This is a genomic window from Gibbsiella dentisursi (genome assembly GCF_039539505.1).
Classification (GTDB): Bacteria; Pseudomonadota; Gammaproteobacteria; order Enterobacterales; family Enterobacteriaceae; genus Gibbsiella; species Gibbsiella quercinecans.
The window spans coordinates 160,355-184,825 of record NZ_BAABDG010000008.1 but is presented as its reverse complement, the minus strand read 5'-3'; the positions used below and the strand labels follow the sequence as shown (position 1 = coordinate 184,825).

Here is a 24,471-nt window from a genome sequence, read left to right as displayed (position 1 = left end):
CAATATACTCAACATGAGCTGGATCAGGTTGCAGCTCAGCTAAACAACAGACCAAGAAAGACACTGAAGTTCAAAACACCGAAAGAGATAATTGAAAGGGGTGTTGCGTTGACAGATTGAATCTACAACCGCGCTCTTGATGTCAGACTCCCTGAACAGTTCTCGTTAATCGGGAAACTCAGAGCGCAGTATCCTGTGGTCACACTCTGCCACGTGTTCGGGGTTCATCGCAGCAGCTACAAATACTGGGAAAAAAGCCCCGAAAAGCCCGACGGCAGGCGAGCTATGTTACGTAGTCAGGTTCTGGAACTGCATAACATCAGCCATGGCTCTGCTGGCGCAAGAAGTATCGCGATTATGGCAACCATGAGAGGCTTCATAATGGGGCGCTGGCTTGCCGGCAGGCTCATGAAAGAACTGGGGCTGGTGAGTTGTCAGCAGCCGACCCACCGATATAAACGTGGTGGTCATGAGCATATCGTTATCCCGAATCGCCTTGAGCGACAGTTCGCAGTGACAGAACCTAACCTGGTGTGGTGCGGCGATGTGACTTATATCTGGACGGGCAAGCGTTGGGCTTACCTCGCTGTTGTTCTCGATCTGTTTGCAAGGAAACCGGTGGGCTGGGCAATGTCATTCTCGCCGGACAGCAAGCTGACCATCAAAGCGCTGGAAATGGCATGGGAAGCTCGCGGTAAACCAGCCGGAGTGATGTTCCACAGTGACCAGGGCAGCCACTATACAAGCAGGCAGTTCCGTCAGTTACTGTGGCGTTGCCGGATCAGGCAGAGTATGAGCCGACGCGGAAACTGTTGGGACAACAGCCCAATGGAACGCTTCTTCAGAAGTCTGAAAAACGAGTGGGTGCCAGTGACAGGTTATATAAACTTTAGCGAAGCTGCTCATGCGATCACCGACTATATCGTCGGGTATTACAGCTCGCTAAGGCCGCATGACTATAACGGTGGGTTACCCCCAAACGAATCGGAAAACCGATACTGGAAAAACTCTAAAGCGGTGGCCAGTTTTTGTTGACCATATATGGACGCCCCGGGTGTTACAAGTACTGGTTCGATACGGTTTGCGACCATATATCCGACGTCATTAGTGGGTTAATTTACCCGCGCCATGATGTTATCCGAGCCCTGTTTCCTTATCACTACACCGGTATATGATTACCCAGGTCAACTTCAGGCTGTTACAGGGACGGTAGCCGTTTTCTCATCAGTGCCTGCAAACTCAGTTAAATATGCTTTCTGTAAATTGTTGTTTTTAGTTAATTCATCGCAACGGCCTTGTGCATATTAAAATCAACACCATCGGTCAACACACGCCAGATAATTCTCGTCAGTTTATTCGCCAGTGCAACCGTGGTTTTCAGGAACCCTCGGCGAGCCTCAAACCTTTGCAGCCAAAGGCCCAGACTGTCATCGCGCTTTTTCATACAGCGCATTACAGACCGTGCTCCATGGATGATTAATGTTCTGAGACTACGATTGCCATTTTTTGTCACGGAGGATAATCGTTGCTTGCCTCCCGAGCTGTGCTGCCGGGGAACCAGGCCGCACCAGGCGGATAATTCTCTGCCGCTGGAAAATTGTCCTGCATCCACATCACTGATAAATGCCGCCGCAATGAGCGGGCCGACTCCCGGGATCGTTAATAAATGGCGATATGCTGTCTGCTGTGAAGACAGTGCAGCAATTTCCTTGTCCAGACCGGTGACGCGTTCATTCAGTGCCTGCATATCTTCCCGCAATGAAGAAAGTAAACGGCGAACGGTGAAAGTTAACTCGTTCGACGCATCTTCAATAAGTTCAGGCAGGTGTTGCTGGATACACTGGATCCCAACAGGGATAATGAGACCATATTCAGCGAGCAGAGAACGAAGCTGGTTAGCCAGCGCCGTTCTTTGCTCAACCATGAGCTGACGGGCATTTCGCAGCACTTTGATATCCTGCTGCTCAGCAGTTTTAACCTGAACAAAATGGATACCCGGGCGGCATGCTGTTTCACAAATCGCCAGCGCATCATTTGCATCATTTTTCTGGCTTCTTACAAAGGCTTTCACGTGCTGGGCAGGTATCAGTCTGACGTTGTATCCCATCGTTCTGAAAGTTCTGCCCCAGAAGTGCGAAGTAGAGCAGGCTTCCATCGCGATAAGCGTTCCGGGCTCGAACTGTCGAATGATATCCAGCAATTTTGAACGGGAGATCTTTTTGTTATATGCAATTGAACCATCAACCATCCAGACGCATACCTGAAAAACAGATTTGGCAATGTCGATACCAACAACTCTGATTGTGTTCATGTGATATCACTCCAGAATTAATTGCAGTCAGTAGAGTATGGCACTGGCTACTTCAGGGAAGGGCGTCCATCACATCACTACAATCTGGCGGAAGAACTCAGCAACGTATCGAAAGCCTGTAAAATCATGGGCGTTTCACGTGATACATTTTATCGTTACCGCGAACTGGCCGATGAAGGTGGCGTGGATGCGCTGATAAACCGGAGTCGTCGCGCACCAAACCTTAAGAACCGTATTGATGATGCCACTGAGCGGGCTGTTGTTGATTATGCCGTTGAGTTCCCGGCTCACGGCCAGCACCGGACCAGTAACGAGCTGCGCAAACAGGGCGTTTTTATCTCCGGTAGCGGTGTCCGTTCCGTTTGGTTACGTCATAACCTTGAGAACTTCAAAAAGCGCCTGAAAGCGCTGGAAGAAAAAGTGGCCCGTGACGGCATTGAACTGACTGACAGCCAGATCGCAGTGCTGGAACGTAAAGCCAGTGATGATGAAGCCTGTGGTGAGATTGAAACCGCTCATCCGGGTTATCTGGGTTCACAGGACACGTTCTACGTGGGCAACCTGAAAGGCGTCGGGCGTATCTATCAACAGACGTTCGTTGATACGTACTCGAAGGTGGCTCACTGCAAGCTTTACGTCACCAAAGCGCCGATTACAGCGGCTGATTTGCTGAATGATCGTGTACTGCCATTTTATGAGTCTCAGGGCCTGCCGATGCTGAGAATACTGACAGACAGAGGTACAGAATATTGCGGCAAAGTGGACCACCATGATTATCAGCTTTATCTGGCGATAAATGACATCGGACACACAAAAACTAAGGCGATGTCACCACAGACCAACGGCATCTGCGAGCGGTTCCATAAAACGATACTGAACGAGTTTTATCAGGTGACGTTCCGCAAAAAGTTATATGGCGATCTTGATACATTACAATCGGATCTTGATGAATGGCTGGCTCACTATAATAATGAGCGAACTCATCAGGGGAAAATGTGCTGTGGCCGGACGCCAATGGAAACATTACTTGATGGAAAGCGCATCTGGGCCGAGAAAAATTTAAGCCAGATGTAATCTGACAGATACCTGTATAAATAACCGGTAACTGTCAGATCAGGTCTGAGCTAATACACGTTAGGTTCCCAAAATCAAATGGACTAACCCCCCTCTCCCGATTCGCATCCAGATAATCCGACCACCATTGCAACATCAGCCTACGCTCCTCAAGATGTTCCGCCTTATGAATATAAGCCGCCGAACTGAACTACGCTCCTGATGGCTCATCTGCCTCTCCACAGCATCCCTCGACCACAATCCTGACTCAATCAGAGAACTACAAGCCATCGTCCTGAAACCATGCCCCCACACTTCCGTTTTCGTGTCATAACCCATCACTCGTAGAGCCTTATTAACCGTATTCTCACTCATCGGCTTACGAGGATCGTGATCGCCCACAAAAATCAGCTCACGGTTCCCGCTCATGCTTTTAATTTTTTCAAGAATAGCCAGAGCCTGACGCGACAAGGGAACAAGATGTGGAGTACGCATCTTCGAACCACGCTGAGAATGTTTAACACCTTCCAGCGGTTCACGCTCACCCGGAATCGTCCACATAGCAGTTTCGAAATCGACTTCTGACCAGCGGGCAAAACGCAGCTCGCTTGAACGGATGAAAACCAACAAAGTGAGTTCAACCGCCAGTCGGGTTAACGGCCTGCCAGAATAGTGATTGATGCGGTGAAGCAATTCAGGAATGCGATTAAGTTCTAGAGCAGCACGATGCTGTCTTTTCGCCGTAGCAACCGCACCAGCAATCTCCTGCGCGGGGTTGTAGTCGATTAAGCCATTCTGAACGGCAAAGCGCATAATCTCGGTAGTACGCTGCTGTAAACGAGCTGCGACTTCAAGTCGTCCGGATGACTCGACGGCTTTAATGGGTACAAGCAGATCCCGAGTCTTCAGTTCCGCAATGTTCCGCTTACCGATAGCAGTAAAGAGATTATCTTCAAGGCTTTTCAATACACGCGCGCTATGCGATGCAGACCATTTCTGATTGCTGGCGTGCCAGTCTCTGGCGACCACTTCAAACGTTATCTCCTCTTGCTCCTGCTCTACCTTAAAGGCTTTCTTGTTTTCACTGGGATCCACGCCGTTTGCTAACAGCTTACGGGCTTCATCCCGGCGAGCCCTGGCATCCGCCAGCGAGACTTCGGGGTATTTCCCCAACGCCAGCATCTTCTCTTTACCACCGAAGCGATAACGCAGCCGCCAGTATTTGGAACCGTTAGGGTAAACCAGCAACACCATGCTTTCGCCGTCAGTCAGCTTATAGGCTTTTGCTTCCGCCTTCGCCCAACGAACCTTCACATCACTCAGAGCCATGATGAGTATCCTTTCAAGGGTTCTGTGTGGGTACAAACATTATCGAACCGGGATATACCCGCAGTTGTAACCGCATCAGTAAATTGATGTAGATTGAATCAGGTTGAGTGAAAAGCGAGGAAAGCCTTGCGGATACTGGATTTCAGGCATAAAAAAAGACGTCTGTTGACGTCTGATTTTTCGCTTTTTGGTGCCGAAGGCCGGACTCGAACCGGCACGTATTTCTACGGTTGATTTTGAATCAACTGCGTCTACCGATTTCGCCACTTCGGCACTGAAGTAGTATGCGGAAAACGGGTGCATTATACCTGCCAGCGATCGGCACGCAAGAGTTATCAAGCATTCAATGGGTTGAATGCTGAAAAAAGCGTCATACCTCGTCTTTCCCACCCCTTCCCCGCCCAAAATCGCCCTTCCCTGTCTACCTCCCCCGCGGTGAAAGCAATTGAACAAAAAAACTGCAAAACAGATCACGTTTGCGGATAAATGCGTTACCAAATGCATTTGAAAACAAATACAGTGCAAATATGAAATTAAATGAAAACAAAAATCAGGATATAGCAATGAACAACATCACTCAACGTATGGCCCGGCTTATCGATCTCAGCGCCGTGCAGGCCACCAACACCGAAGCAGATGTCCGCCACTGCGCCGCGCTGGCCACCCGCTATCACATCATTTCCGTCCACGTGCTGCCCTGCTGGACGCGCTTTCTCAGCACGCTACTGCCCGAGCAGGGCCGGGCAGACGTCATGATCGGCGGGCCGGTCGGCTTCCCTGGCGGGGCGCACGCCACCGATATCAAAGTTCAAGAGGTGCGCCAGCTGATTGCCGACGGCGCGCGCGAGGTCGATATGGTGGTGAATATAGGCAAAGTGCTCTCCGGCGATTACGACTACGTGCGTCAGGATCTGCGCCGCGTGGTGGAAGCCGCCGCGCCGGTGCCAGCCAAAGTCATTCTGGAAACGCACTACCTGAATGAGCAACAGATACGCACGCTGTGCGAAATCGCCGTTGAGGTCGGCATGGCCTGGGTGAAAACCGCCACCGGCTGGGCGCCGACCGGCGCCACGGTGGAAAAAGTGGCGATCATCGCCGATCAGCTGCGCGGCCGCATCCAGATCAAAGGGGCCGGCGGCATTCGCGATCTGGCCACCATCCGGGCGCTGTATCGCCTGGGCGTGCGCCGCTTCGGCATGAGCGCCGCCACCACCCAAAAAGTCTTGGAACAACTGGAACAGGATCCCAACCTGTTCCCGGAGCTGCACGATAACTAAAACCTGATAGGCGGCCTCTGGCGCCATCAGCATAACGCTTCTAGGGGCGGCGCCCGCCGCCCAAAACGGGAGTGATAATAATGAAAGATATACTTCTTACCCTTGATGTCGGCACCGGCAGTACCCGCGCCGGGCTGGTCACAAATACCGGGCAAATCCTCGGCTTCACGCAGCGCGAATACGATCAAATCACGCCGCAGGCCGGCTGGGCGGAGCAACCGCCTTCGTTGTGGTGGCAAAGCGCCTGCCAGTGTCTGCAAGAGCTGTTGGCGCGCTTTGCCGACCAGCGCCCGCGCATCGCCGCGGTTGGCGTCTGCGGGCAAATGCACGGCACCGTGCTGCTGGATGCCGCAGGCGAACTGGTGGTCGATCGCGCCCTGCTGTGGAACGATAAACGCTCACAACCACAGGTCGATCGCTTTAAACAGCAAAGGCTGGCGGAAAGCTGGCTGGCGATGCTGAATAACCCGCCGACGGCCGCCTGGCCGGCGTTCAAACTGGCCTGGCTGCGCGAACACCACCCCGATCAGTGGGCACGCATTGCCACAGTGCTGATGCCGAAAGACTACATCAACTTCCGGCTCTGCGGCGCCCGCGCCACCGATTACAGCGAAGCCTCCTGTTATTATCTGCTGGATAGCGGCACGCTAACCTGGTCGGAACCCGCTCTGCGCCATTTTCATCTGCGGGTGGATCAACTGCCGGCGCTGCACCTCTCCAGCGATATCATCGGTCAGATCGGCCCCGCAGCGGCGGCGGCCACCGGTTTGCCGGTGGGCATCCCGGTGGTGGCCGGGGCGGCGGATATGGCCGCCACGCTGCTGGGTTCCGGCGTCTATCAACCCGGCGCCGCCTCCGACAGCACCGGCACCTCCACGTTGCTGACGATGGTGGCCGGCAAGCCGCTGCGCGATCCCTGGGTGAATAACCTGCATCTGGCCAATCCGGCCTGGGGCGGCTTCACCATTCTCGATGCCGGCGGCGATGCCATGCGCTGGGCGCGTATGGCGCTGAACGACAGCCGGCTCAGCCACCAGCAAATGCTCGATCTGGCGGCCGAGATCGCTCCGGGGGCAGAAGGGCTGATTTTTCTGCCCTACCTCACCGGCGAACGCCTGGCGGCGCACACCAATTCACGCGCGCAGTTCTTCGGCCTGCAGCGTAAACACCGGCAAGGGCACCTCTACCGCGCCGTGCTGGAAGGCGTGGCGCTGGCCTCGTTGCGCAACCTGCAGCAGTTGCAGCGCTGCGCGCAATCGCCAGAGGCGATCATTGCCTCCGGCGGCGGCGCCCGCAGCGCGCTGTGGCTGCAGATCAAAGCCTCGGTCTATAACCTGCCGCTGCTGCAAACCCGCAACCAGGAAAACGGCACCACCGGCTGTGCAATTATCGCCGGCGTCGGTATCGGCCTGTTCAACAGTTTTGCCGAAGGCGTGCAGCGCACCGTCAGCGTTGAACGGGAATTTATGCCGGATCCCCGGCAGCACGATCACTATATGCGCTGCTTTGAGCTGTTCGAACGGCTCTACCACCAGGCGCAACCTCTCTACGAACAGCTTGACGTTATTAGCTCGTTCTCTTTTTCTGCGGATAAAGGAACACCACAATGAGCGACTCTCTGATTAACAAAAGCGAGGGGGCGCAGCACGCCGCGGCGGAAAGCATCGACCGCAGCGCCTATCTGCCCGCCACGCCCTGGCTGCAGCTGATGCTGGTCTGCTGCCTGTTTGCCCTGTGGGGGATGGCCGGCAACCTGAACGATATCCTGATCGCCCAGTTCAAAAAAGGTTTCGATCTTTCCGATACGCAAACCGCGCTGGTGCAATCGATCTTCTTCCTCGGGTATTTCCTGATGGCGCTGCCCGCCGCCGCGGTAATCAAACGCTACTCCTACAAAGTGGCGATCGTCATCGGGCTGTGCCTGTATGCGCTGGGCTGTTTCTTGTTTATCCCGGCGGCAATGATGATGACCTATGGCGCGTTCCTGGCCTGCCTCGGCATCATCGCCACCGGCCTGTCGTTCCTCGAAACGTCGGCGAATACCTACTCCAGCCTGCTGGGGCCGCTGGAAACCTCTACCCAGCGCATTAACTTCTCGCAGATCTTCAACTCGCTGGGGATCATTTTCGGCGTACTGATCGGCCAGCAGTTGGTATTCGGCAAAAACGATCCCTCTCACGCCGAACTGCTGCAAATGCCGCTGGCACAGGCCGAGGCAGCACGCGTGCAAATGGTGTCGCAGGTGGTAACGCCATACCTGATCATCGGCGCCGTGCTGGTGGTGCTGGCGTTGATCTTCGTGGCGGTCAAGTTCCCCGCCTGCAAAACGCAACGCGCGCACAACGGCGTGGGCAAGCCGCTGATACAGTCGCTGAAAATTCTGCTGGCGCTGCCGCGCTTTCGCTTCGGCGTGCTGTCGCAGTTCCTGTATGTCGGCGCGCAGGTGGGGCTGTGGAGCTTCACCATCCGCTTTGTGCAGATCATCGAACAGGGCACGACCGAACATTCCGCCACCTACTGGCTGCTGGCCACACTGGTGTGCTACTGCGCCGGCAAGGTAGTCACCACCGCGCTGATGAAGAAATTCAACCCGGCGTTGCTGCTTGGCGTGTTCTGCTCACTCTGCGTGTTCCTGTTGCTGTTTGCCGTCAGCATTCAAAGCCTGGTCGCCGTGGTCGCCATCATGGGCACCAATTTCTGTATGGCGCTGTGCTGGCCGACCAACTTCGGCCTCACCATCAAGGGGCTGGGGGAGGAAACGCAAATCGCCGGCTCGATCGTAGTGATGTCGATCATCGGCGGCGCGGTGGTACCGTTGATCATGGGGATCATTTCCGATGCCCACGGCGGCAATATGCAGATCGCCTTCGCCGTGCCGCTGGTCTGCTTCGCCTACGTCGCCTTCTACGGTTTCTACTGTGTGAAAAAGGGGATTTAGTATGGCGAATCTGATTACCGGCCTGGCGCACGTTGGCCTGCGCAGTGCGGATATCGAACAGGCGACCCGCTTTTACCACTCACTGGGTTTTACCACGCGCCAGTCATTGGCCATTGAGGAGCCGCAGGGCACGGTTGAGGTGCGTTTTCTGGTGCTGGGTGAGCTGATACTGGAGCTGTATCAGTTGCCCTGGCAGGGGCAGGCGCGCAACGCGGCCTGCTTTGGCCTTGACCATGTGGCGTTGCGGGTTAGCGATTTGGCGGCGGCGCAGCAGTGGGTGGAGCGGCTCGGCTATCCGCTGACGGAAGGCCCCGCGCTGCAACCCAGCGGCTGCCACGGCGTGCGCTACTTTATGATCGCCGGGCCCGATGGGGAGCGGGTGGAGTTTAATCAGCCGCTGTAGCTTCCCCTTCCCCCTCACCCCAACCCTCTCCCCAAGGGAGAGGGAGCAGGTACAGTGCTGTAGCTAACTCCGCCTCTCCACAGGGAGAGGGAGCAGGTACAGTGCTGTAGCTAACTCCGCCTCTCCACAGGGAGAGGGAACAGATACAGTGCTGTGGTTAACTCTCTTTCTCCCCAAGGGAGAGGGAGCAGGTACGGTGTTGTGGCTAACGCTCCCTGGTCCCAGAGTTAGCGGCAACAGCGCTTTTGCCAGCAACGCATGTGCGGGTTATATTAATCCGCACATCGTTCAGCAAGCAGGGAATGGGTATGTACGCAGAGGAACGCCAGGAAAAACTTCTCGCTATCCTGAAAGAAAAACGCAAGCTGTCCGTCAGCGAGATGAGCGAGCGTTTTAATGTATCTGGCGCCACCATCCGTACCGATCTGCGTATTCTGGAAGACGCCGGTATGCTCACCCGCACCCACGGCGGTGCTATCTTGCGCACCCGCGCCAGCTTCGAAATCAGCTCGGATCAGCGTGAAGAGGTCAATCTCTCCTCCAAAGAGCAAATCGGCCAACTGGCCGCCAGCCTGGTGGAAGATGGCGATATCATCGTGCTTGATACCGGCACCACAACGTTGCAAATCGCCCGTCACATCCGCCAGCGCCGCAATATTACGGTGATCACTAATGATTTTATTATCGCCAAGAGCCTGGAAGATGTGGAATCCGTTCAAATTGTGCTGCTCGGCGGCATCGTCAAAAAAGGCTACCACTGTGCGGTGGCGATTAGCGGCCGTTCGCTGCTGGATTCGCTGAACATCGATAAAGCCTTTATGGGCGTTAACGCCCTGTCGCTGAAGCAAGGCGCCTGCGTGGCCGATATCATGCTGGCGGAAACCAAGCGCAGCATGGTGGAACATGCCAACCAGGTGATCGTGGTCTGCGATCACAGCAAGCTGGGCAATACCTCGCTGGCGCAGTTTGCCACCGCGGCGCAAATCGACACCGTAGTGCTCGATCGGCTGCCGGAAAACGCCGAAGAATATCAGGAAGCCGGTATTGCGCTGCTGAGCATCGAGCAGGCAGGCTAAGCGCGCCGCCCGCGATCAAAAAAGGCGCGCCCTTGCGGCCGCGCCTTTTCTTTTCCCATAACACGCTATTCTAGCGCCGCTTCAGCAGCAAATACACGCTGATCAACAGGAACAACATGCTCGGCAGCAGCGCCCCCAGCACCGGCGGCATGTTGTACACCAGGCTCAGCGGGCCGAAGATCCGGTCCAGCACGTAAAACAGAAAGCCGAAGCTGATACCGGTGACCACGCGAATGCCCATCGGCACGCTGCGCAACGGGCCAAAGATGAACGACAGCGCCATCAGCATCATCACCGCCACGGAAAACGGCGAGAAGATTTTGCTCCACATGTTCAGTTGGTAGCTGTTGGATTCCTGGCCGCTCACCTTCAGATAGTTCACGTAGTTATACAGCCCACTGATGGAAAGCGAATCCGGTTCCAGCGCCACCACGCCCAGCTTGTCCGGCGTCAGGTTGGTTTTCCATTCGCCGGTCAGCGTCTGGCTGCCGGTCACCAGCTTGTCGTTGGTCAGATCGGAGGTGTCCACCTGCGCCAGTTTCCACACCCCGTCTTCGAAGGTGGCGGTGGCGGCGTAGCGCACCGTTTCCAGCCGGCGCTGATCGTTAAAGTGGTAAATGTTCACCCCGGCCAGCTCTTTCTCGCCCGCTACCCGCTCGATAAAAATAAAATCGTTGCCGTCTTTCGCCCACAGGCCGTTCTTGGTAGAAAGCAGCGAACCGCCGTACATCTGCTGCGCACGGTAGTTGCGCGCCATCTGTTCGCCCTGCGGCGCCACCCATTCGCCAATCGCCATGGTCAGCAACACCAGCGGAATAGCGGTTTTCATCACCGAGCCGGCGATCTGCAGCCGGGTGAAGCCAGAAGCCTGCATCACCACCAGTTCGCTGCGCGTCGCCAGTTGCCCCAGGCCGAGCAGCGCCCCCAACAGGGCGGCCATCGGGAAGAACACCTCAATGTCTTTCGGCACGCTGAGCAGGGTATACATGCCTGCGTCCAACGCCGAATAGTCGCCCTGCCCCACTTTGCGCAGTTGATCGACGAACTTGATGATGCCGGACAGCGAAACCAGCATGAACAACGTCATGATGATCGTGTTGAAAATCGTCCGGCCAATATAGCGATCCAATACACCAAACATCAGGCGGCTCCTCTCAGGCGCGCGCGCACTCGGCGCATCGGCACGGTATCCCACAGGTTCAGCCCCAGGGCGATCACCAGATAAACGCCGTTCACCCCCCATAGCCACAGCAGCGGATCGAGTTTGCCTTTGCCGGCGTTAGACTGCAGCGAGGTTTGCAACAGGAAGAACACCAGATACAGCAGCACCGCCGGCAACATGCTGAGCACGCGCCCCTGGCGTGGGTTCACCACGCTGAGCGGCACCACCATCAACGCCATCAGCACCACGGAAACCACCAGCGTCAGGCGCCAGTGGAACTCGGCGCGCGCTTCAGGATCGTCGGAATGCCACAGCGCGCGCATCGACATCTGTTCGGTCTGGGGTTCACCCTGCGTCACGGCGCGGTGGCCAACCACCGCCTTGTAATCGGTGAAATCGGTAATGCGGAAATCGCGCAGCAGCGCGGTGCCTTCAAAGCGCGAGCCTTTGTCCAGCGTCACCACCTGCGTACCGTCTTTCAGTTGGTTGATTTCGCCATGCTGCGCCACCACCACCGAAGGGCGCTGGTTGCCGCTGGGCCGCAGCTGCGCCATAAATACGTTATCAAAGGTGTTGCCCTTCACGTTGCCGATAAACAGCACCGCATTGCCGTCCTGCAGCGGCTTGAACTGGCCTTCCGCCAGCCCGGCGATGTTCGGGTTGGCCTTGGCTTCCGCCAGCACCTCCACCTGGTAGCCGGTGGCCCACGGCCCCACCCAAAACACATTCACCGCCGCCAGCAGCGAGGTCAGCAACGCCAGCACCATCGCGGCGGCCACCAGGGTGCGTTTCCCCAGGCCGCAGGCGTGCATAACGGTAATTTCACTCTCGGTGTAGAGCCGCCCAAGCGTCATCAACAAACCGAGGAACAGGCTTAAAGGGAGAATTAGCTGCGCCATCTTCGGGATGGTCAACGCAAGCAGGGAAATGACTAAATTTGTCGGAATACTGCCGTCCACCGCATCGCCTAACACCTTGACCAGGTTCTGACAAACGAAGATCAGAAGCAGGACAAACAGAATCGCGATTTGGCTCTTGAGCGTTTCCCGTACCAGATATCTAATGATAATCACGCTTATTACGCCTGTGAAAACTTGTCTTTTTGCAGGAAAATCGATAGTTTCTTCGCTAATCCGCCATTTATTCTCATCATATGGCAACCTTCACAGCTAAAATAGTATTACAACATCAAGCTGTTTGTGTGTCCTATAGGAACGCGCCTATAGTCGCCAAAACAGAGAAATTTTCGCCGTTCAGGTTAACACACACAGTTAACTCAATGGCGGGAGATCGTTACGGAGTTGGTCATTCTAGCCGTAGCGCCCGCCTTTGTCTTTAAGATTCAGGAGAGTGCATGGAGTTCAGTGTAAAAAGCGGTAGCCCGGAAAAACAGCGCAGCGCCTGTATTGTCGTCGGTGTTTTTGAACCGCGCCGCCTGTCACCTATCGCAGAACAACTCGACAAAATCAGTGATGGTTATATCAGCGCCCTGTTGCGCCGTGGCGAACTGGAAGGCAAAGTCGGGCAGACATTACTGCTGCACCATGTGCCTAACATTCTCTCTGAACGTATCCTGCTGATCGGCTGCGGCAAAGAGCGCGAACTTGATGAGCGCCAGTACAAACAGGTGATCCAGAAAACCATCAACACCCTCAACGACACCGGCTCGATGGAAGCGGTCTGCTTCCTGACCGAGCTGCACGTCAAAGGCCGCAACACCTACTGGAAGGTGCGCCAAGCGGTGGAAACCGCCAAAGAAACGCTCTACACCTTCGATCAGTTGAAAAGCAACAAGATCGAACCGCGCCGCCCGCTGCGCAAAATGGTGTTCAACGTGCCGACCCGCCGCGAACTGACCAGCGGCGAGCGCGCCATCCAGCATGGCCTGGCGATCGCCGCCGGCATCAAGGCCGCCAAAGATCTCGGCAACATGCCGCCGAACATCTGCAACGCCGGCTACCTGGCTTCGCAGGCGCGCCAGCTGGCGGATGCCTTCAGCAGCCATATCGCCACCCGCGTCATCGGCGAGCAGCAGATGAAAGAGCTGGGCATGAACGCCTATCTGGCGGTCGGCGCCGGTTCGCAAAACGAATCGCTGATGTCCGTGGTGGAATATAAGGGCAACCCGAACCCGGACGCTAAGCCGATCGTGCTGGTGGGCAAAGGGCTGACCTTCGATTCCGGCGGTATCTCGATCAAACCGGCCGAAGCCATGGACGAAATGAAGTACGACATGTGCGGCGCAGCCACGGTTTACGGCGTGATGCGCGTGGTGGCGGAGCTGAACCTGCCGCTGAACGTGATCGGCGTGCTGGCCGGCTGCGAAAACATGGTCGGCGGGCGCGCCTATCGCCCCGGCGATGTGCTGACCACCATGTCCGGCCAAACGGTCGAAGTGCTGAATACCGACGCCGAAGGCCGCCTGGTGCTGTGCGACACCCTGACCTACGTCGAGCGCTTTGAGCCGGAGCTGGTGATCGACATCGCCACGCTGACCGGTGCCTGCGTGATCGCGCTGGGCCACCACCTGACTGGGCTGATGTCCAACCATAACCCGCTGGCGCACGAGCTGATCGGCGCGTCCGAGCAGGCCGGCGACCGCGCATGGCGTTTGCCGTTGGCGGACGAGTTCTACGAACAGTTGGACTCCAACTTTGCCGATATGGCCAACATCGGCGGCCGCCCAGGCGGCGCCATCACCGCAGGCTGCTTCCTGTCGCGCTTTACCCGCAAATACAGCTGGGCGCACCTGGACATCGCCGGCACCGCCTGGCGCTCCGGCAAGGCCAAAGGCGCCACCGGCCGCCCGGTGGCGATGCTGGCACAGTTCCTGCTGAACCGTGCGGGGCTTAACGGCGACGAGTGATGCCGATACTCCGTGGGTTTCAGGCCGCCGCGTTGTTGGCTGCAACTTGAAATCCATTGGGTATATAATCGCCGTGATGCAGATCCCGAAGGGCGCACAAGTTGCGCCCCTACTTTTTTCTAACGGCAAATGAGCTAATGAGCAAACAGGCAACGTTCTATCTCTTCGAACACGACCAGCCCGCAGGCGCGCTCAGCGCCCATGAAGCCGTGGCCTGCGCCGTTGCCGCCGAAAGATGGCGCGCCGGCAAGCGGGTGCTTATCGCCTGTGAAAGCCAGGAACAGGCCCAGCGCCTGGACGAAGCGCTGTGGCAACGCGAGCCGCATGAATTCGTGCCGCACAATCTGGCCGGCGAAGGCCCGTATGCCGGCGCGCCGGTCGAGCTGTGCTGGCCCGGCAAACGCGGCAACGCCCCGCGCGATTTGCTGATTAACCTGCAGCCGCAGTTTGCAGATTTTGCTACCGCTTTCCATGAAGTGGTAGACTTCGTCCCTTACGAGGACACCTTGAAACAGTTGGCGCGCGAACGTTACAAAGCCTATCGCAGCGTCGGCTTCCACTTGACCACGGCAACGCCGCCAACTCACTGAATTACGAAATAAAATGGAAAAGACAAACAGTCAACTCGACACCGCATACGATCCAACCCAGATCGAACAGAAGCTGTACGATCACTGGGAAAGCCAGGGTTACTTCAAGCCGAACGGCGATACCAGCCAGGAAAGCTTCTGCATCATGATCCCGCCGCCGAACGTAACCGGCAGCCTGCACATGGGCCACGCCTTCCAGCAAACCATCATGGACACCATGATCCGCTACCAGCGCATGCAGGGTAAAAACACCCTGTGGCAGGCGGGCACCGATCACGCCGGCATCGCCACCCAAATGGTGGTTGAACGCAAAATCGCCGCGGAAGAGAACAAAACCCGCCATGACTATGGCCGCGATGCGTTCATCGACAAAATCTGGCAGTGGAAGGCGGAATCCGGCGGCACTATCACCCGCCAGATGCGCCGCCTCGGCAACTCCGTGGACTGGGAGCGTGAACGCTTCACCATGGACGAAGGCTTGTCCAACGCAGTGAAAGAAGTGTTTGTCCGCCTGTATAACGAAGATCTGATTTATCGCGGCAAGCGCCTGGTGAACTGGGATCCCAAACTGCGCACCGCCATTTCCGATCTGGAAGTGGAAAACCGCGAGTCCAAAGGGTCGATGTGGCACCTGCGTTACCCGCTGGCCGACGGCGCGAAAACCGCCGAAGGCAAGGATTACCTGATCGTCGCCACCACCCGCCCGGAAACCGTGCTGGGCGATACCGGCGTAGCGGTCAACCCGGAAGATCCGCGCTATAAAGATCTGATTGGCAAAGAGATCATCCTGCCGCTGGTCAACCGCCGCATTCGCATCGTCGGCGATGAACACGCCGATATGGAAAAAGGCACCGGCTGCGTGAAAATCACCCCGGCGCACGACTTCAACGACTACGAAGTGGGCAAGCGCCACGGCCTGCCGATGATCAACATTCTGACTTTCGACGGCGACATCCGCCAGGAAGCCGAAGTGTTCGATACCCTGGGCGAAGCCAGCCAGGTTTACAGCAGCGAGATCCCGGCCCAGTTCCGCGGCCTGGAGCGCTTTGCCGCCCGTAAGGCCATCGTGGCCGCCTTCGATGAGCTTGGCCTGCTGGCCGAGATCAAACCACACGATCTGACGGTGCCGTACGGCGATCGCGGCGGCGTGGTCATCGAACCGATGCTGACCGACCAATGGTACGTGCGCACCGCGCCGCTGGCCAAAGTGGCGGTGGAAGCCGTGGAACAGGGCGAAATCCAGTTCGTGCCGAAGCAGTATGAAAACATGTACTTCAGTTGGATGCGCGATATCCAGGACTGGTGTATCTCTCGCCAGTTGTGGTGGGGCCACCGTATCCCGGCCTGGTACGACGCCAACGGCAAAGTGTACGTCGGCCGCAACGAAGAAGAAGTGCGCCGCGAGAACAACCTGGGTGCCAACGTTCAGTTGAACCAGGATGAAGACGTGCTGGACACCTGGTTCTCTTCCGGCCTGTGGACCTTCTCCACCCTCGGCTGGCCGGAGCAGACCGAAGCGCTGAAAACCTTCCACCCGACCAACGTGATGGTGAGCGGGTTCGACATCATCTTCTTCTGGATTGCCCGCATGATCATGCTGACCATGCACTTCATCAAAGATGAAAACGGCAAGCCGCAGGTGCCGTTTAAAACCGTGTACATGACCGGCCTGATCCGCGACGACGAAGGGCAGAAAATGTCCAAGTCCAAGGGCAACGTGATCGATCCGCTCGACATGGTGGACGGTATTTCGCTGGCGGACCTGCTGGAAAAACGCACCGGCAACATGATGCAGCCGCAGTTGGCGGACAAAATCCGTAAGCGCACCGAGAAACAATTCCCGAATGGCATCGAGCCGCACGGCACCGACGCCCTGCGCTTCACCCTGGCGGCGCTGGCTTCCACCGGCCGCGACATCAACTGGGACATGAAGCGCCTGGAAGGCTACCGCAACTTCTGTAACAAGCTGTGGAACGCCAGCCGCTTTGTGTTGATGAACACCGAAGAGCACGATTGCGGCTTTAACGGCGGCGAAATGCAGCTTTCGCTGGCGGATCGCTGGGTGCTGGCAGAGTTCAACCGCACGGTGAAAGCCTACCGCGAAGCGCTGGACAGCTACCGTTTCGATATCGCCGCCGGCATTCTGTATGAGTTCACCTGGAACCAGTTCTGCGACTGGTATCTGGAACTGACCAAGCCGGTGCTGGGCAACGGCAGCGAAGCGGAACAGCGCGCCACCCGCCACACGCTAATCACCGTGCTGGAAGCGTTGCTGCGCCTGGCGCACCCGATCATTCCGTTCATCACCGAGACCATCTGGCAGCGCGTGAAGCAGCTGAAAGGCATCACCGCCGACACCATCATGCTGCAGCCGTTCCCGGCCTACGACGCCGCCCAGGAAGACCAGCAGGCGCTGGACGATCTGGAGTGGATCAAGCAGGCGATCACCGCGGTGCGCAACATCCGCGCCGAGATGAACATCGCGCCGAGCAAACAGCTGGACGTGCTGCTGCGCAACGCCAACGCCGATGCACAGCGCCGCGTGCAGGAAAACCAGAGCTTTATCGAGAAGCTGGCGCGCCTGCAGTCCATCACCCTGCTGCCGGCCGGCGAGAAAGGCCCGGTTTCCGTCACCAAACTGGTGGACGGCGCCGAACTGCTGATCCCAATGGCGGGCTTTATCGATAAGGATGCGGAAATCGCGCGCCTGGCGAAAGAAATGGCCAAGCTGGACGGTGAAATCGCCGCGATCGAAGGCAAGCTGGCGAACGAAAGCTTCGTCGCCCGCGCGCCGGAAGCGGTGGTGAATAAAGAGCGCGATCGTCTGGCGGCCTGTAAAGAAGGCAAAGTGAAACTGCAGGAACAACAGGCGACCATCGCCGCCCTGTAAGCCGCAACCGTTGCCCTTCACCCGCACAGAGTGCGGGGCAACGGTTAGCATCAGCAGAGAGCCTGGCCCACGGCGGCGGCTTGCCGCCATTGCATCCGGCCGGGTTTCAATGTTATTACAAAGCATTGCTATAGTAGAACACGCTTGGGCGCGGCCCCGGCGTGTTTTGTCCTGCCATCGCGACAGGTTTTCACGATTATTGGCAAGTGAGTATAAAGATATGACCACAGCAATCTCTACGCGCCTGCGGGTGCGCCCGATTACGGCAGCAGACAATGCCGCTATTGCTCAAGTCATTCGCGACGTTTCCGCCGAGCACGGCCTGACGGCGGATAAAGGCTATACCGTTTCCGATCCCGATCTGGACACGCTCTATCAGCTCTACAGTCGGCCGCGCAGCGCCTACTGGGTGGTTGAGATCGACGGGCGGGTTGCCGGCGGCGGCGGCGTGGCGCCGTTACAGGGCGGCGAGCCTGACGTGTGCGAATTGCAAAAGATGTACTTTCTGCCGGTGCTGCGCGGCAAAGGCCTGGCAAAACGCCTGGCGCTGCAAGCGCTGGACTTTGCCCGTGAACAGGGGTTCCGCCGCTGTTACCTGGAAACCACCGCCAGCCTGACGCAGGCCATCGCCTTGTATCAGCACCTGGGCTTTGCGCATATCGATCATGCCATGGGCACCACCGGGCACAGCGACTGCGAAGTCACGATGCTGAAAACGCTGTAGCCTTCAAAGAGCACGCTCCCCGCGCTGAAGCCCCAGTGCCTCTCGGGAGCATAATTTCCGCCGGTTAGGCTAAGCAGCCTAACCCGGCGCTCCTGGCGATGGCTCACAACGGCTGATGTTCAACCTGCGGTATCCATGTTGGCCACGAACGGCCTTTTGATCATGCGTTCAATATGGGCCAGCACAACGCTGGTCAGATATGAAACCGCGATCAATAGCATGAGTATTAATGGCGTATACATCGGGTAGAAAATCGCTTTCTGCGCAAAGTGGTAACAATAAAAACTGTGGGTAAGCCACATATACATTGAGTGCCGGCCAAGCGCATCGACAACGCCATACAACGTTGCATTTATTTTTTCAGAGGACTTCATCAACGCACTAATAAATAACGGCGTTGCGAGGATCAAGCCCAGGTTCTTCAATAAGATGAAAGCAATCGCCGTCAGGAGAAACAGCCAAATAGCCGGCGTGGTTTCGATCTTATTCAGAACCTTTGCGATTAACGCGTTCTTAGGAAAGTCATTCGCGCGGCCAAAGACCATGCCAAGGCCAAATGGCAATAGCCAGACAAAGTAATCGCTGATAAACAACGGCGCCAAATCATGACTGGTTAAGACCTTGCCAATACCCGCAGCCAATAACATAACCAACAATAATGTATAGTTATTCAGTTTAATCAATAACGGCAGAGAAAGCAGATACAATACGTAAAGCCTAAAGAACCACCACTCACCATTGTAGGTGGATTTTATCCCGATCAGGTTTTCAATAAATGTGGTGATTGACGTTGAGAAAGTCGGGCCAGGATAAAATATTATCCCGATTGGCACAAAAATAAAAATAACCAGCCAATAGCTAATATAGAGATTTTTCAACTTACCGAAAATATATTTAGCGGAGACTTCTCGCCGTAAAGAAAAACCATAGCCAGAAAGGAATAAAAACATCGCAACGCAGATGCGCCCAAACAAGCCAAGATAGGTTTCAATATACATATCGGTACCTGGCAGTATTCCTATGTAATTTATTGATACCTCTGGGCTGATTCTTTCAGGAAAAGAAAAAAGATGGTGGGCCAGCATTAATATAATCGCAATGCCCTTTAAATAGTTGGATTTCCCTTTTGAGATATTCATTGATAGTACCGTAACAATATGTCCCTGTAGGGGTATCGTACCATAGACAATGTCTCATTCCACCGATTTCACCCCTGATAAATATACCCACTCGCGGTGATATTAAGAATAATCCCATTAAAAATAAACATTATACTATTAAACAATAAATTAGCCGGGCGTTTAAAACCGTTAATTAATTATCATCCCTATTTCCGGGTAGCTATAGCCAAAATAATTCGCGTTGCAGGCAGCACCACAGCCTATTCTGGCACAGCGGCCAGAATAGGCACGGACAACACGCCAACAGCATGGCAGGGTATGCGAAACCAGCGTTACCCCAGCGCCCGGCCATCAGCTCCCGCCGGCACGCCGCTGTGAAAACGGAACTCGCTGTCCGGCGCCAGAATAAGCTGTGCCTCCAGCCGCCCGAAATGCGCAACGCGCTCGCTGATATCCTCACCGGCAATCTGCTGCGCCAGCGCCAGATAATCCTGATAGTGGCGCGCTTCAGAACGCAGCAGCGAAACATAAAAGCGGTTCAACTCATCGTCCAGGTGCGGCGCCAGCCGGGCAAAGCGCTCGCAGGAACGCGCTTCGATATAAGCGCCGCAGATGAGTTTATCGATCAGCGTCGCCGGATCGTGGGTGCGCACTTCGCGGATCATTCCCTTGGCATAACGGCTGGCGGTGATTTTACGATACGGGATCTGCCGCGCCTGCATAATGCCCAACACCTGGGAAAAATGATGCAGCTCTTCTTTAATCAGCAGCACCATCTTATCCACCAGATCCTGCCCGTAGGCCGAGCCGTTTTTCGGCAGGATCTTCTTGGTGAAATTGCTCTGGCGGAACAGGGTTTCCGGCTCGCCCTGCTCTTCGTGTACAAAGGCCTCGTAAGGCTTCAGCAATGCCAGCAGCGCGTCCCCGCCCTGTTTGTCCGCCACATAGCGGCGGATCAGCCACATGCCGGTCTGCGCCGCTTTCAGCTCGCACACCATATGGTCGGTCAGCAGCAGGCGCAGGTTTTCCGGGCGGCGCGCGGCGGCAATCCAGGCGTCTGGGGTTTCACAATGCAGGAAGTTCAGAATGGGTGTTAAAAGTGATTGGTATGTCATCGGGGTTAGCAAAGGCCGGCGCTGGCCGGCCCACAGGATAATGTTTTACCCTTCAGGCACCGGGCGCACGGCCTGATGCCTGAAAGCCTCGGCGGTAATCAGTGGCGTTTGCCGTCGTCGTCTTCGTCGATGAAATCGCCGTCTTCGTCATCCTCGCCGTCTTCACCGTTCGGATCTTCGAAGTAAGTGCCCCAGCCGTCGTAGTTGACGCCGATTTTCTCGGCCAACTGCACCAGCTGTTCCACCTGCTGATCGATAGCATCAGCATTCAGGCCAAGTTCACTGATCACGTCGCAGCACATCAGCAAGACGCCATCTTCCCCTTCCAGCTCTTCGGCATCGGTCACTTCGTAGCCCAGCTTAAACGCCTCAACCGCAGCCTGTTCCAGCACTTCGAACTTTTCAGCGGAAAGATGATGCTCGATGGTATAGAGCGCATCAGGATCGCTGCCGTCATCCAGCAGCTCTTCGATGATCAGGCGGGTTTCTTCACGTTGTTCTTCCAGCAATGCGCGGTTTGCCATGCCTATATCCTCAAGTCAAATGGCCGTTATCGGCGCTATTTTCCCACACCGCCGCCGCCGCTGCACGATAAACGTGAAAGATTTCCATCCCGGGGTTGAAATTGAATATTCATACATATAAAGTGAATTTTAATTCAACTCGAACTGCAGGGATACCCGGATATGAGCACGATGAACCCATTTTATAAACGTCATTTCTTAAGGTTAATGGATTTCACCCCCGCCGAGATCCTGGCGCTGCTTAAGCTGGCGGCCGATCTGAAACAGGCGAAAAAACAGGGCCAGGAAACCCGCCACCTGCAGAATAAAAACATCGCGCTCATCTTCGAAAAAGACTCAACCCGCACCCGATGCTCTTTCGAAGTTGCCGCATACGATCAGGGCGCCCAGGTGACCTACCTCGGCCCAAGCGGCAGCCAGATCGGCCATAAAGAATCCATGAAAGACACCGCGCGCGTGCTGGGCCGCATGTACGACGGTATTCAATACCGCGGCTACGGTCAGGAACTGGTGGAAACCCTGGCGCACTATGCCGGCGTGCCGGTGTGGAACGGCCTGACCAACGAGTTCCACCCGACCCAGCTGCTGGCGGATCTGCTCACCGTGCAGGAACACCTGCCGGGCAAAACCCTGGCGGACGTCAAGTTCGCCTATATCGGCGATGCGCGCAACAACATGGGCAACACCCTGATGGAAGCCGCGGCGCTGGTGGGGATGGATCTGCGCCTGGTGGCGCCGAAAGCCTGCTGGCCGGAAGCCGAACTGGTTGCCGAGTGCCAGGCGCTGGCGCAGCAGACCGGCGGCAAAATCACCCTGACGGATGAGATTGCCATCGGCGTGAAAGGCGTGGACTTCCTGTATACCGATGTGTGGGTATCCATGGGCGAACCGAAAGAAGCCTGGCAGGAGCGCATCCGGCAGTTGCGGCCTTATCAGGTGAACATGGCCATGGTGCAGCAGACCGGCAACCCGGCGGTGAAATTCCTGCACTGCCTGCCGGCGTTCCACGACGATAAAACCACCATTGGCAAACAGATGGCGGAACAGTATGGCCTGCATGGCGGCATGGAAGTCACCGACGAGGTGTTTGAATCCGAGCACAGCGTAGTGTTCGATCAGGCGGAAAACCGCCTGCACACCATCAAAGCGGTGATGGTCGCCACGCTGAGCCAAACGCTGTAAGCCCCCTTTGGCGGGGTGCGGGCCAGGCCCGTACCCCGTTCGCCACTGCCCTGCCCCCACGGCCCTGCCCACTCCCCCTGCCCAGGCGTTATCGCTTTTTGGCATATTAAATACCCGTTTAGCCTTTGCCAGACACGGAGCAAAATTCTACCGTGGGATGCGGCCGCCAGGCCGCCGGGTAACCCAATGATAAAAAAAACGTCTTACTGCGCACTCTGCACAGCATTCAGGGGATATTCATCTATGAAAGCCAAAACGCTGCTTCTGTTGATCCTGGCCGGCCTTTCCGCCCATGCGCTGGCCGCCACGCCGCCCACCACGTTAGTGGTGGCGCAATCGCTTGATGATATCGTCAGCCTCGATCCGGCCGAAGCCAACGAACTGTCCAGCATCCAAACCATCCCCAGCCTTTACCAACGGCTGGTCCAGGCCGATCGCGATGCTCCGGCTAAAATCACACCGGTGCTGGCGGAAAGCTGGCAGGCGGATGCGGCGGCGAAAACATTAACCGTCAAGCTGCGCCCGCAGGCGGTTTTCACCTCCGGCAACCCATTGACCGCCGACGACGTGCTCTTCTCCTATAGCCGCGCGGTGAAGATGAATAAATCCCCGGCGTTTATCCTCAACGTGCTGGGTTGGCAGCCGGATAACATTGACGCGCAGTTAACGAAAATCGACCAACACACGCTGCAACTGCGCTGGAGCGCCGATGTCAGCCCGGCGGTGGCGCTGAATATCCTCTCCACGCCGATTGCCTCCATCGTCGACAGCAAAACCGTGCAGCACAACGTGAAAAGCGGCGACTACGGCAATGCCTGGCTGAAAATGCACTCGGCCGGCAGCGGCCCGTTCACTATGCGCGTTTACCAGCCGCACCAGGCGATTGTGTTGGATGCCAATCCGACCACCCCAGGCAGCAAGCCGCTGCTGCACAGCATCATCATTAAAAACGTGCCGGATCCCGCCACCCGCCGCCTGCTCATCCAGCAGGGCGATGCCGACATTGCCCGCGAACTGGGGCCGGATCAAACCATTGCGTTGAAAAGCCAGCCGGGGATCAAGGTGCTGGAGATCCCCTCTGCCGAACTTAACTATCTGGCGTTCAACGCCGGCAACACCGCTAATCCGCTGCTGAAAAACCCGGCGTTCTGGGAAGCGGCGCGCTACCTGGTGGATTACCAGGGCATCACCCGGGATCTGCTGAAGGGCCAGTATTTCGTTCACCAGAGCTTCTTGCCGATCGGCATGCCCGGCGCGCTGGAAGATAATCCGTTCAGTTTCGATCCGGCCAAAGCCAAGGCCATCCTGGCTAAAGCCGGCATCACCCATGCAGCCTTCACGCTGGACGTAGAAAACAAACCGCCGTTCATCACCATTGCCGAAGCCTTGCAGGCCAGCTTCGCCGCGGGCGGCGTGAAGGTCGAACTGCTGCCGGCCGCCGGCAGCCAGGTGTATGCGCGGGTGCGCGCCCGGCAGCACCAGGCCGCCATCCGCCTGTGGATACCGGACTATTTCGACGCCCATTCCAACGCCAGCGCCTTCGCCTATAACGACGGCAAGGCCAGCACGGTCGCCGGTTTGAACGGCTGGCAGATCCCGCAGTTGAATAAGCAAACGCTGGCCGCGGTGGCCGAGGCCGATCCGGCCAAGCGCACCGCGTTGTATACTGAACTGCAGCAGGCGCTGCAACGCAGCTCACCCTATGTGTTTATCGATCAGGCCAAAACCGAAGTGGCGCTGCGCGATAACGTTAAAGGCTACCAGCAGGGCCTGAATGCCGATATGGTCTACTACGATCGCGTCAGTAAATAACCCAGCCGCGCGCCGGGTGCGGTTGTATTCGTTAAGGTGAGTAAAATCGGAGCCAATCGTTTGCTCGTGGGCAAAAATGCGCGCTTTAGCGCTTGCAG

At 56.5% G+C, this 24,471-nt stretch carries 18 protein-coding genes, 1 tRNA gene and 3 pseudogenes; 14 read left to right on the top strand and 8 right to left on the bottom strand.

Annotated features, from left to right (window positions below; translation table 11 throughout):
- A pseudogene (locus tag ABFX35_RS18965) lies at positions 1 to 120 on the top strand (IS30-like element IS30H family transposase); the annotation flags it as partial.
- Between the two features lie 9 nt (positions 121 to 129).
- Positions 130 to 1,035: pseudogene (locus ABFX35_RS18960) on the top strand (IS3 family transposase); the annotation flags it as partial.
- A 241-nt stretch (positions 1,036 to 1,276) separates the two neighbouring features.
- Here the strand turns inward: ABFX35_RS18960 and ABFX35_RS18955 are convergent.
- Positions 1,277 to 2,311, bottom strand: a complete 1,035-nt coding sequence (locus ABFX35_RS18955) for an IS110 family RNA-guided transposase (RefSeq protein WP_346082467.1) — start codon at positions 2,309 to 2,311, stop codon at positions 1,277 to 1,279.
- A gap of 84 nt (positions 2,312 to 2,395) precedes the next feature.
- Between ABFX35_RS18955 and ABFX35_RS18950 the strand changes: the two genes are divergently transcribed.
- A complete protein-coding gene (locus tag ABFX35_RS18950; RefSeq protein WP_346082472.1) occupies positions 2,396 to 3,385 on the top strand; it encodes an IS481 family transposase in 990 nt (329 codons plus the stop codon).
- A gap of 34 nt (positions 3,386 to 3,419) precedes the next feature.
- Here the strand turns inward: ABFX35_RS18950 and ABFX35_RS18945 are convergent.
- Positions 3,420 to 4,693: pseudogene (locus ABFX35_RS18945) on the bottom strand (tyrosine-type recombinase/integrase).
- A gap of 188 nt (positions 4,694 to 4,881) precedes the next feature.
- Positions 4,882 to 4,966: transfer RNA gene (locus ABFX35_RS18940), tRNA-Leu, on the bottom strand.
- 254 nt (positions 4,967 to 5,220) lie between these two features.
- Between ABFX35_RS18940 and deoC the strand changes: the two genes are divergently transcribed.
- The 5 genes from deoC to ABFX35_RS18915 all read left to right on the top strand — a co-directional run bounded on the left by deoC (position 5,221) and on the right by ABFX35_RS18915 (position 10,387).
- Positions 5,221 to 5,970: a deoxyribose-phosphate aldolase gene (gene deoC / locus ABFX35_RS18935; protein WP_346082465.1), complete on the top strand. Its 750-nt coding sequence runs from the start codon at positions 5,221 to 5,223 to the stop codon at positions 5,968 to 5,970.
- 80 nt (positions 5,971 to 6,050) lie between these two features.
- The gene (locus ABFX35_RS18930) at positions 6,051 to 7,580 is read left to right on the top strand and encodes a xylulokinase (RefSeq protein WP_346082464.1); all 1,530 of its coding nucleotides are present in this window, start codon (positions 6,051 to 6,053) and stop codon (positions 7,578 to 7,580) included.
- Positions 7,577 to 8,908, top strand: a complete 1,332-nt coding sequence (gene fucP / locus ABFX35_RS18925) for an L-fucose:H+ symporter permease (RefSeq protein WP_346082463.1) — start codon at positions 7,577 to 7,579, stop codon at positions 8,906 to 8,908. Before ABFX35_RS18930 ends, fucP begins: the two co-directional genes overlap by 4 nt.
- A gap of 1 nt (position 8,909) precedes the next feature.
- Positions 8,910 to 9,311 carry a VOC family protein gene (locus tag ABFX35_RS18920; RefSeq protein WP_346082461.1) on the top strand — a complete coding sequence of 134 codons (402 nt, stop codon included), beginning with the start codon at positions 8,910 to 8,912 and terminating at the stop codon, positions 9,309 to 9,311.
- 308 nt (positions 9,312 to 9,619) lie between these two features.
- Positions 9,620 to 10,387 (top strand): DeoR/GlpR family DNA-binding transcription regulator, encoded by a 768-nt coding sequence (locus ABFX35_RS18915; RefSeq protein WP_279025945.1) that lies wholly within the window; start codon positions 9,620 to 9,622, stop codon positions 10,385 to 10,387.
- 70 nt (positions 10,388 to 10,457) lie between these two features.
- On the opposite strand, the gene lptG is transcribed toward ABFX35_RS18915, so the two are convergent.
- Positions 10,458 to 11,528 carry an LPS export ABC transporter permease LptG gene (gene lptG, locus ABFX35_RS18910; RefSeq protein WP_279025947.1) on the bottom strand — a complete coding sequence of 357 codons (1,071 nt, stop codon included), beginning with the start codon at positions 11,526 to 11,528 and terminating at the stop codon, positions 10,458 to 10,460.
- Positions 11,528 to 12,622 (bottom strand): LPS export ABC transporter permease LptF, encoded by a 1,095-nt coding sequence (gene lptF / locus ABFX35_RS18905; protein WP_279025949.1) that lies wholly within the window; start codon positions 12,620 to 12,622, stop codon positions 11,528 to 11,530. The genes lptG and lptF overlap by 1 nt, the downstream gene beginning before the upstream one ends.
- A 281-nt stretch (positions 12,623 to 12,903) precedes the next feature.
- Here lptF and pepA point away from each other — a divergent pair, with 281 nt between their 5' ends.
- The 4 genes from pepA (at position 12,904) to ABFX35_RS18885 (ending at position 18,619) form a co-directional block, all read left to right on the top strand.
- The gene (gene pepA / locus ABFX35_RS18900) at positions 12,904 to 14,415 is read left to right on the top strand and encodes a leucyl aminopeptidase (protein WP_095846971.1); all 1,512 of its coding nucleotides are present in this window, start codon (positions 12,904 to 12,906) and stop codon (positions 14,413 to 14,415) included.
- 137 nt (positions 14,416 to 14,552) lie between these two features.
- Positions 14,553 to 15,005 (top strand): DNA polymerase III subunit chi, encoded by a 453-nt coding sequence (locus tag ABFX35_RS18895; RefSeq protein ID WP_095846970.1) that lies wholly within the window; start codon positions 14,553 to 14,555, stop codon positions 15,003 to 15,005.
- A 13-nt stretch (positions 15,006 to 15,018) separates the two neighbouring features.
- Positions 15,019 to 17,895 (top strand): valine--tRNA ligase, encoded by a 2,877-nt coding sequence (locus ABFX35_RS18890; protein ID WP_346082458.1) that lies wholly within the window; start codon positions 15,019 to 15,021, stop codon positions 17,893 to 17,895.
- 250 nt (positions 17,896 to 18,145) lie between these two features.
- Positions 18,146 to 18,619: a GNAT family N-acetyltransferase gene (locus ABFX35_RS18885; RefSeq protein WP_183096494.1), complete on the top strand. Its 474-nt coding sequence runs from the start codon at positions 18,146 to 18,148 to the stop codon at positions 18,617 to 18,619.
- A gap of 119 nt (positions 18,620 to 18,738) precedes the next feature.
- On the opposite strand, the gene ABFX35_RS18880 is transcribed toward ABFX35_RS18885, so the two are convergent.
- From ABFX35_RS18880 to rraB, 3 genes are all read right to left on the bottom strand, one after another.
- Positions 18,739 to 19,758: an acyltransferase family protein gene (locus ABFX35_RS18880; RefSeq protein WP_346082456.1), complete on the bottom strand. Its 1,020-nt coding sequence runs from the start codon at positions 19,756 to 19,758 to the stop codon at positions 18,739 to 18,741.
- A gap of 314 nt (positions 19,759 to 20,072) precedes the next feature.
- Entirely contained in the window at positions 20,073 to 20,855 is a 783-nt protein-coding gene (gene miaE / locus ABFX35_RS18875) for a tRNA isopentenyl-2-thiomethyl-A-37 hydroxylase MiaE (RefSeq protein ID WP_095846966.1), read from the bottom strand.
- Positions 20,856 to 20,953: 98 nt separating this feature from the next.
- The gene (rraB, locus tag ABFX35_RS18870) at positions 20,954 to 21,379 is read right to left on the bottom strand and encodes a ribonuclease E inhibitor RraB (protein WP_095846965.1); all 426 of its coding nucleotides are present in this window, start codon (positions 21,377 to 21,379) and stop codon (positions 20,954 to 20,956) included.
- A gap of 162 nt (positions 21,380 to 21,541) precedes the next feature.
- On the opposite strand from rraB, the gene argF reads away from it, so the two are divergent.
- Together argF and ABFX35_RS18860 are read left to right on the top strand one after the other, a co-directional pair.
- The gene (argF, locus tag ABFX35_RS18865) at positions 21,542 to 22,561 is read left to right on the top strand and encodes an ornithine carbamoyltransferase (protein WP_346082455.1); all 1,020 of its coding nucleotides are present in this window, start codon (positions 21,542 to 21,544) and stop codon (positions 22,559 to 22,561) included.
- A gap of 243 nt (positions 22,562 to 22,804) precedes the next feature.
- Entirely contained in the window at positions 22,805 to 24,373 is a 1,569-nt protein-coding gene (locus ABFX35_RS18860; RefSeq protein WP_346082453.1) for an ABC transporter substrate-binding protein, read from the top strand.
- The last annotated feature ends 98 nt before the right edge of the window (positions 24,374 to 24,471 follow it).

Excerpts from the sequence above, each read along its gene's own strand:
- ABFX35_RS18930 (WP_346082464.1), top strand. The coding sequence starts at position 6,051 with ATGAAAGATATACTTCTTACCCTTGATGTCGGCACCGGCAGTACCCGC.
- ABFX35_RS18920 (WP_346082461.1), top strand. The coding sequence starts at position 8,910 with ATGGCGAATCTGATTACCGGCCTGGCGCACGTTGGCCTGCGCAGTGCG.
- ABFX35_RS18880 (WP_346082456.1), bottom strand. The coding sequence starts at position 19,758 with ATGAATATCTCAAAAGGGAAATCCAACTATTTAAAGGGCATTGCGATT.
- lptG (WP_279025947.1), bottom strand. The coding sequence starts at position 11,528 with ATGTTTGGTGTATTGGATCGCTATATTGGCCGGACGATTTTCAACACG.
- miaE (WP_095846966.1), bottom strand. The coding sequence starts at position 20,855 with ATGACATACCAATCACTTTTAACACCCATTCTGAACTTCCTGCATTGT.
- fucP (WP_346082463.1), top strand. The coding sequence starts at position 7,577 with ATGAGCGACTCTCTGATTAACAAAAGCGAGGGGGCGCAGCACGCCGCG.
- argF (WP_346082455.1), top strand. The coding sequence starts at position 21,542 with ATGAGCACGATGAACCCATTTTATAAACGTCATTTCTTAAGGTTAATG.
- ABFX35_RS18890 (WP_346082458.1), top strand. The coding sequence starts at position 15,019 with ATGGAAAAGACAAACAGTCAACTCGACACCGCATACGATCCAACCCAG.
- pepA (WP_095846971.1), top strand. The coding sequence starts at position 12,904 with ATGGAGTTCAGTGTAAAAAGCGGTAGCCCGGAAAAACAGCGCAGCGCC.
- ABFX35_RS18895 (WP_095846970.1), top strand. The coding sequence starts at position 14,553 with ATGAGCAAACAGGCAACGTTCTATCTCTTCGAACACGACCAGCCCGCA.
- ABFX35_RS18955 (WP_346082467.1), bottom strand. The coding sequence starts at position 2,311 with ATGAACACAATCAGAGTTGTTGGTATCGACATTGCCAAATCTGTTTTT.
- rraB (WP_095846965.1), bottom strand. The coding sequence starts at position 21,379 with ATGGCAAACCGCGCATTGCTGGAAGAACAACGTGAAGAAACCCGCCTG.
- ABFX35_RS18860 (WP_346082453.1), top strand. The coding sequence starts at position 22,805 with ATGAAAGCCAAAACGCTGCTTCTGTTGATCCTGGCCGGCCTTTCCGCC.
- ABFX35_RS18915 (WP_279025945.1), top strand. The coding sequence starts at position 9,620 with ATGTACGCAGAGGAACGCCAGGAAAAACTTCTCGCTATCCTGAAAGAA.
- deoC (WP_346082465.1), top strand. The coding sequence starts at position 5,221 with ATGAAATTAAATGAAAACAAAAATCAGGATATAGCAATGAACAACATC.